General features: G+C 76.1%; 8 protein-coding genes. 4 read left to right on the forward strand and 4 right to left on the reverse strand.

The window, feature by feature from the left end; all coding sequences use genetic code 11:
• Both GV155_RS19895 and GV155_RS19900 read left to right on the forward strand, forming a co-directional pair.
• The coding region (locus GV155_RS19895; RefSeq protein ID WP_160011986.1) for a spermidine synthase at positions 1-613 on the forward strand (613 nt) is incomplete at its 5' end.
• A 24-nt stretch (positions 614-637) separates the two neighbouring features.
• Entirely contained in the window at positions 638-1957 is a 1320-nt protein-coding gene (locus GV155_RS19900; RefSeq protein ID WP_236554538.1) for a glycoside hydrolase family 3 protein, read from the forward strand.
• Positions 1958-2096: 139 nt separating this feature from the next.
• On the opposite strand, the gene GV155_RS19905 is transcribed toward GV155_RS19900, so the two are convergent.
• Positions 2097-2237, reverse strand: a complete 141-nt coding sequence (locus GV155_RS19905) for a hypothetical protein (RefSeq protein WP_160011988.1) — start codon at positions 2235-2237, stop codon at positions 2097-2099.
• Between the two features lie 147 nt (positions 2238-2384).
• Here GV155_RS19905 and GV155_RS19910 point away from each other — a divergent pair, with 147 nt between their 5' ends.
• The gene (locus GV155_RS19910; protein WP_160011990.1) at positions 2385-3278 is read left to right on the forward strand and encodes an alpha/beta fold hydrolase; all 894 of its coding nucleotides are present in this window, start codon (positions 2385-2387) and stop codon (positions 3276-3278) included.
• 69 nt (positions 3279-3347) lie between these two features.
• On the opposite strand, the gene GV155_RS19915 is transcribed toward GV155_RS19910, so the two are convergent.
• Entirely contained in the window at positions 3348-3515 is a 168-nt protein-coding gene (locus GV155_RS19915; RefSeq protein ID WP_160011992.1) for a hypothetical protein, read from the reverse strand.
• Positions 3516-3688: 173 nt separating this feature from the next.
• Here GV155_RS19915 and GV155_RS19920 point away from each other — a divergent pair, with 173 nt between their 5' ends.
• Positions 3689-4597 (forward strand): NAD(P)-dependent oxidoreductase, encoded by a 909-nt coding sequence (locus GV155_RS19920; protein ID WP_201300391.1) that lies wholly within the window; start codon positions 3689-3691, stop codon positions 4595-4597.
• A 128-nt stretch (positions 4598-4725) separates the two neighbouring features.
• On the opposite strand, the gene GV155_RS19925 is transcribed toward GV155_RS19920, so the two are convergent.
• Positions 4726-5973 (reverse strand): DUF1501 domain-containing protein, encoded by a 1248-nt coding sequence (locus GV155_RS19925; RefSeq protein ID WP_236554539.1) that lies wholly within the window; start codon positions 5971-5973, stop codon positions 4726-4728.
• A 17-nt stretch (positions 5974-5990) separates the two neighbouring features.
• Positions 5991-7446 (reverse strand): DUF1800 domain-containing protein (locus tag GV155_RS19930; protein WP_160011996.1); only part of this gene is annotated, 1456 nt, incomplete at its 5' end.

Raw genomic sequence — 7446 nt, forward strand, 5'->3', positions numbered from 1 at the left:
CGTCGGTGGGGGCGGGCTGACGCTGCCGCGGTACGTCGCCGCGACCCGGCCCCGCTCGGCCCAGGTCGTCCTCGAGCCCGACACGGCGATGACCGAGGAGGTGCGCCGGGTCCTCCCGCTGCCGGCCCGCAGCGGGATCAAGGTCCGCCCGGCCGACGGCCGGACCGGCGTCGCGGCGCTGCGTCCGGCGTACGCGGAGGTGGTCGTCGTGGACGCCTTCGCCGACGGCCGGCTGCCGGCGTCGCTGGTGGGGGAGGACTTCTGGGGCGACGTCGCGCGGGTGCTCGAGCCCGACGGGTGGCTGCTGCTCAACCTCAGCGACCGCGCCCCGTGGCAGCACACCCGACGGGTCGTCGCCGGCGTCCGCTCGCACCTGCCGCAGGTGCTGCTGACGGCCGAGCCGGCCACGTTGAAGGGGCGCCGCCCCGGCAACCTGGTGCTCGTCGCGTCCCGCGGGGAGGTCCCGACCGAGCGGCTGCGCGAGCGCGCCCGGCGCGCGGGGCTGCCGACCCGGGTGCTGGACGCAGGCGCGGTCGCCGACGCCTTCGGTGGAGGCACCGCCTTCACCGACGACGCCGAGGCCGGGCCGGCGCACCGCGATTTCGCCGGCTGACCGCCCGCCTGGTTGTCTCGGGGCGTGAGCACCCCAGCCCGTACGACCCGCGCGGCCGGCGCCCTCACCGCCGCGACGCTGCTGCTGGCCACCGCCTGCGGCGCACCGCAGGACGGCAGCGGGGCGGACGGCGCCGCGCCCAGCGCCACGCCGTCGTCGAGCGCCCCCGCCGAACCGACCGAGTCCACCGAGCCCACGGTCGACCCCGACGCCCCCACCGGCTGGGGACCCACCGAGGGCGAGCTCGCCGACGCGCAGGAGATGGCGGCGGCGATGACCGACGCCGAGCTCGCGGGCCAGGTCGTGGTGGGCCGCTACCGGGGGGCCGACCCCGCCGAGGCGGCGGCGATGGTGCGCGACCTGCACCTCGCCGGGCTGAGCGTCACCTCCGACAACCTCACCGACGAGGCGCAGGCCCGGGCGATGACCGCCGCGATCAGCCGCGCCGTCGCCGCGGACGGCCGCGACGTGCCGGCCGTGGTCGGCGTCGACCAGGAGGGCGGGACCGTCGAGCAGCTGCGCGGCATCGCGACGACCTTCCCGGCCTTCGCCGAGGCCGGTGAGGCCCTGGCCGCCGACCCGCAGCAGGGCCGCCGCGTGGTGACCGCCGCCGCCGACGCCGCCGGGCTCGAGCTGCGCGACCTGGGCTTCACCTGGGTCTTCGGACCGGTCGCCGACGTGACCATCGGCGCCGCCGACCCCACGATCGGGTCGCGCTCACCGTCCCCCGACGTCGACCTGGCCACCGAGGCCGTCGTCGCCGCGCTCGCGGGGTACGCCGACGCCGGCCTGGTCACCACCACCAAGCACTTCCCCGGCCACGGGGCCGTCACCAGCGACAGCCACCTGACCCTGCCGGAGCTCGACTCCACGCTCGCGGAGCTGCGCGCCCGGGACCTGAGGCCGTTCGAGGCCGCGGTCGACGCCGGCGCACCCGCGGTGATGATGAGCCACATCGCGCTGGACGCGCTGGCGCCGGGCGAGCCGGCCACGCTCGCGGCCCCGGTCTACGAGCTGCTGCGCGACGAGGTCGGCTTCGAGGGCGTCGTGATCACCGACTCCCTCGGCATGGGCGCGGTCGTCGGTCGCGACACCCCCGCCGTCCAGGCGCTCAACGCCGGCGCCGACCTGCTGCTGATGCCGGCCGACACCGAGGCCACGCACGCCACGCTGACCGCTGCGATCGGCTCCGGCACGGTCCCGCGCGACCGGGCCGAGCAGGCCGCCGCCCGGGTCATCGCCCTGCAGCGGTGGCAGGCCCGTACGGCCGCCGCGGTGCCGGTGCCCGACGACGTCGGGGCGCGGGCCGAGCAGGCCGCCGCCGACCTGGCCGCCGCCGGCTGACCCCGCCGGCCGCTGCGGGCCGGCCGGGTGTGCGCTGGCCGGGTGTGCGCTGGCCGGCTGTGCGCTGGCCGGCGCGCCGGAAACGTCATCTCGAGGCGCCGCAAGCGTCATCTCGGCTGTCCGCGAGCGTCATCTCGGCTCAGGCGAGCAGGACCGCGATGCCGTAGAGCGCGAGCAGGACGAGCGCGAGGGCGAGGTGCTCGAGGCCGACCCGCCGACGACGGGCGGTGCGGTCGGGCGCGGAGGCGTCGACGATGGGGACGGTACGGGTGGACGGCATGGGACCTCCAGGGGGACTGCGTGCCGCCGCGGGTGGGCCCGAGAGTGCGACGACACCCTGGACATCGGGTCTCGGAGGTGAGACCCGCACCCCCGGTCCAGACCAGTGCCCACCCCACGTTCACCCGGCACTCCTAGCCTCGACCACGTGACCCACACCACCTCCGATCCCTGGCAGAGCACCCGCGTCGAGCGGGACGGCCTCGTGCTCGACGTCCGTACCGCCGGCCCCGAGGACGGCGAGCCCGTCGTGCTGCTGCACGGGTTCCCGCAGACCTCCCGGTCCTGGACGGCCCTGGCCCGCCTCCTCACCTCCGGCCCCGGAGCCGAGGACCCGCCGGTACGACTGCTGGCCCCCGACCAGCGCGGCTACTCGCCCGGCGCCCGGCCCGCCGGGGTCGAGGACTACGCGCTGGAGGAGCTGGTGGCCGACGCCCTGGCCGTCGTCGAGGCCACCGGGCACTCCTCCGCCCACCTGGTCGGCCACGACTGGGGCTCCCAGGTGGCCTGGTCGGTCGCCGGGCGGCACCCCGAGCGGGTCCGGTCGCTGCTCGCGGTCTCGATCCCGCACCCGGCGGCGTACGGCGCGGCGCTCCGGGCCGACGCCGACCAGCAGGCCCGCTCGGCCTACCTGCAGGACTTCCGGGCGCCCGCCCCCGGCCCCGAGGACGCGCTGCTCGCCGACGACGCGGCCGCGCTGCGGTCGCTGTGGGGCACCACGGTGCCGGCCGAGGAGCAGGAGCTCGACCTGGCGCAGCTGCGCGACGGTGCGCTCGAGGGCGGTCTGAACTGGTACCGCGCGATGCGGCGCAGCATCGCCGACACCCCGCCCAGCACCGTGCCGACCACGTTCGTGTGGGGGGAGGACGACGCGTACGCCGGGGCGGCCGGCGCGCACGCCTGCGGCGACCACGTCGTCGGCGACTACCGGTTCGTCGCCCTTCCCGGGGTCGGGCACTGGGTGCCGGACCAGGCGCCGGAGGTGCTGGCGACCGAGCTGCGCGCCAGGGTGCAGGGTCGTGTGCCTGAGGACGGCGTCTAGGTCGTCCTCAGGCACACGACTCGCAGTGACGGGGCGCGCCGGGCTCGAGGCCGCGCTGGCGCAGGCGGGCTAGGAGCGGACGCCGCTGAGGCGGAAGATCAGCCAGACGCTGGCGTCGGCGACGCGCTGCACCGGTCCGCCGGCGGCGCCGGGGCCGCCGGGCGCGGTGGAGGACGAGGCGCCGGGGCCGGTGCCGCGGGTCGGCCCGGGGCGGGGGGAGGCGTCGAGCGCGGTCATCGGTCACCTGCTTCCGGGCCGTGAGGCCCGCGTCGGTCGGAGGGAGGGCTGGGTCGTGACGAGATCATCGGCGCCGGGGCACCCCCGCTTGAGTCCCGTTGAGGACGCAGCCGGGACCGGGACGGCCCCACGGGTGGGATCCGGGGACGCTGCCGGGTCGTAGCGTCGTCGGCGTGACCGAACAAGCGCTCCCCACCACCCCTGCCCGCACGCCCGTCGTCGCCTTCCTCGGCACCGGCACCATGGGCGCCCCGATGGCCCGCAACGTCGCCGGCGCCGGTCTCGAGACCCGCGTGTGGAACCGGACGACGTCCCGGGCCGAGCCGCTGGCCGACGTCGCCACCGTCTGCGCCTCCGTCGCCGAGGCCGTCGCCGGCGCCGACGTGGTCGTCACGATGCTCTACGACGCCGAGTCGGTCGCCACGACCATGGAGGAGGCCCGCGGGTCGCTGTCCCCGGACGCGGTGTGGGTGCAGCAGTCGACCGTCGGGGTCGACGGGAGCGACCGGTTGGCCGCGCTGGCCGACGACCTCGGGGTCGCCTACCTCGACGCCCCCGTCCTCGGGACCAAGGAGCCGGCCGAGAAGGGCGCCCTGGTCGTGCTGGCCTCGGGCCCCGAGGAGCTGCGGGAGCGGGTGGCGCCGGTCCTCGACGCCGTCGGCTCCAGGACGACCTGGGTCGGGCCGGTCGGCGCCGGGTCCCGGTTGAAGCTGGCCGCGAACGCCTGGGTGCTCAGCGTCGTCCAGGGCGTCGCGGACTCCCTGACCCTGGCCCGTGAGCTCGGGGTCGACCCCCGGGCGTTCCTCGAGGCGGTCGCCGGTGGCGCGCTCGACGCGCCGTACGTCCAGCTCAAGGGGACCGCCATGCTCGACGGCGCCCACGACGCCAGCTTCGCGCTCGCCGGGGGCGTGAAGGACGCCGGACTGATCCTGGACGCCGCACGGGCGGCCGGCGTCGACCTCGCCCTGGTGCCCGGCGTCCACGAGCGGATGCGGGCCGCCGAGCAGGCCGGGTACGGCGACCTCGACCTGTCGGCCACCTACCTGCTCGGGCTCGGCGGGGCGGACCGGCAGCAGGACTGACGTACGTCGGGGGGCGGCCGACGGGCCCGGCCGGTGTCCCACCGACACCGTGGTGGCCTGGCCCTGCGCCGACCGCTCCCCGACGCCCCCGCTCTCGAGGGGCATGGAGGACCTCGCTCGTCCGGTGCTCAGAGCGAGGTCATCACCCCCACCCCCTCGGGCGTGAAGCCCGGGAAGACGGCGGCGGTGGACGCGCTGAACCGGGTCGTGACGACCTCGGACAGCACGCTGCGGTAGTCGGTGGTGACCAGGAGGTCGGAGTCCAGGTCGTTGGTCAGGCCGGGCCAGCTGCCGTAGTACCGCCCGCCCTTCACCCCGGCGCCGGCGAGCAGCATCACGTTGCCGTAGCCGTGGTCCAGGCCCCAGTTTGCGTTCTCCTGCACCCGGCGGCCGAACTCGCTCAGCGCGACCAGGGTCACCTTGGGCGCCTGGTCGCCGAGGTCGTCGAAGAAGGCGGCGATACTGCCGGCCAGCCGGCCGGCGTTGCTGCGCATCCGTCCCCACTCCAGGTTGCCGACGTCGGTGTGCATGTCCCAGTCGCCCTGGTCGACGGTGACCACCTCGACGCCGACGTCACCACGGATGACCCGCGCGACCTGCGACAGCGCGGCACCGAGGTCGCCGTCGGGGTAGCGGGCGCGGTTGTTGGCCGTCGTGCTCGCCGGCGCCAGGCCCTCGACGGCCCGGAAGGTCGAGCGCATCGACCCGGCCAGCACGGAGGAGTCGGTGTCCCACAGCGTGTGCAGCGAGCGGACCCGGCCGCCGGTGGCGTCCCACTGGTCGTCGCCGGGCAGCCGGGTGTGGGACAGGGTGGCCGCCGCCATCACCGGCGCGTCGCCGTACATCGAGGTCGGGAGCACGCCGCCGCCCATGGTGAACCCCTGGAGCGGGCTGTCCCCGGCCGTGGTCCCGACGAGCCGGTTCAGCCAGCCCTGCCGCTCCGCGGACCCGGCGTCGGCGTCCTCGACCTCCTCCATCGCCGCGAAGTGCGAGCGGTTCGGGACCGGCAGGCCGGTGGCGTGCACCGCGGCGAGGCGCCCCGAGCGCCACAGCGGCTCCAGCGGCGCGAGCTGGGGGTGCATGCCGAACATGCCGTCCTTGTTCACCAGCCGCTCGGCGGGCACGGCCAGCCGGGGCCGGGCCTGGTAGTAGACGGGGTCGCCGTGCGGCACCACCAGGGAGAGCCCGTCGGCGGCGCCGCGCAGCGACAGCACGACGAGCACCGACCCGGCGCTCGCGGCGGTGGCGGGGGAGGCCGTCACGACGGCCGAGCCGAGCACGGTGGTGGTGCCGGCGAGCGCGGCGGCGCCCTTGAGCAGGCCGCGCCGCGACATCGCGGCGTACTCCGGGCAGCAGGAGGTCGTCGTCGAGGTCATCGTGGTCACCGGTCCGGTCATCGGGTCAGGTGGGCGGGGGAGTCGAGGACGGTGGCCAGCACCCGGTGCATGTTCCACCTCACGACGCCGTGCTCGGCGTTCATCACCGTCGCGGGCGTCACGTCGACCGCCTCGCAGCAGGCGCGCAGCAGCGCGGAGGTCGAGCGGCGCCCGAGCAGCTGCTGCGAGATGTGGTCGACGAGCAGGTCGAAGCGCAGCGAGCGCTGCGGCAGCCACTGCAGGTCGGTGCGGTAGGTGATGTCCTTGCTGGGCCACCACGCCCCGCTCATCGAGTAGTGCAGGTCCAGCGAGGCCAGCATCCGCGAGGGCGACGCCCACGAGCGGTTGTCGACGGGCTGGCCGTCCGGGGTGGGCCAGGCGTACGGCTCGACCCCCAGGTTGCCGGCCTGCCAGAGCATCGCGTTGACCGCGGAGTCGCCCTGCGTGGGACGGGCGATCTTCACGCCGAGCGCGCGGTAGGTCGCCACCACGTCCTCGACCGGGTCCTTGACCTTCGTGCCGCGGGCGGCGCGGAACTCGTCGCTGGCGACCAGCGCGCGCAGCACGGGACGGACGGCGGTGTCGGCCTGCAGGTAGGTGCGGGCCAGGGTCGCCACCAGCGCCGCCGAGGGGGCGTCGCCGACGAACTTCACCGCGAGCCGGCGCGCGACGCGCTCGGCGGTGCGCGGGTGCCGGGCCAGGTAGTCGGTGTAGCGCCGGGTCAGCGCGCGTCCCTCGGCCTCGGTGCGGGGGGCGTTGGCGTCGGTGAAGCCGATCACCTGCACCGGTCCGGTCCAGTGGTCCTCGAGGGAGTAGTAGGCCTCCCACGAGCGCCACAGGTCCACCCGCCACCCGGTGAGGATGCGGGCGGAGGCCTTGACGTCGTCCTCGGTGTAGGCACCCCGCCCGACCGTGTGCAGCTCCAGCAGCTCCCGGCCGAGGTTCTCGTTGGGGTGCCGCTTGGTGGAGACGGCGTTGGAGAGGTAGATCCCCATCGCCGGGTGGGTGGTCGTGGCGTGCAGCAGGTCGGCGAACGAGCCGAGGGCGTGCTCGCGGATCGCCCGGTCGTAGGAGGCCCGGTGGGTGAAGCTGCCGTCGCTGTGGACCGGCACGTTCAGCAGGTGCTGCCAGAACTCCGTCATCACCTCGTGCACCTGGCGCCGCGAGACCGTGCGGCGCGCGAGGGCGTGGCGCTGGAGGCTCTGCATGACCTCCCAGCCGCCCTCGACCTCCTCGACGTTGCGCGTCCAGAGCTCCTGCGGGCCGCGGCGCAGGCTCGGCCACCAGGTGTCGACGTCGGCCCCGGCCGGGTCGGGCACCCGCTCGGGCTCCAGCTGCTGCTCGAACCACGCCGGCGCACCGCCGGCGCGGCGGACCTCGGCGGCCAGGGCCGGGCTCAGGCCGTAGGAGAAGCGGCCGACGAGGTGGCGCGCGCCCGCGGCGAGCAGGGGTCGCCCCTCGAAGCGGCGGGGC

This window comes from Nocardioides sp. AX2bis (genome assembly GCF_902506435.1).
Lineage (GTDB): Bacteria > Actinomycetota > Actinomycetes > Propionibacteriales > Nocardioidaceae > Nocardioides.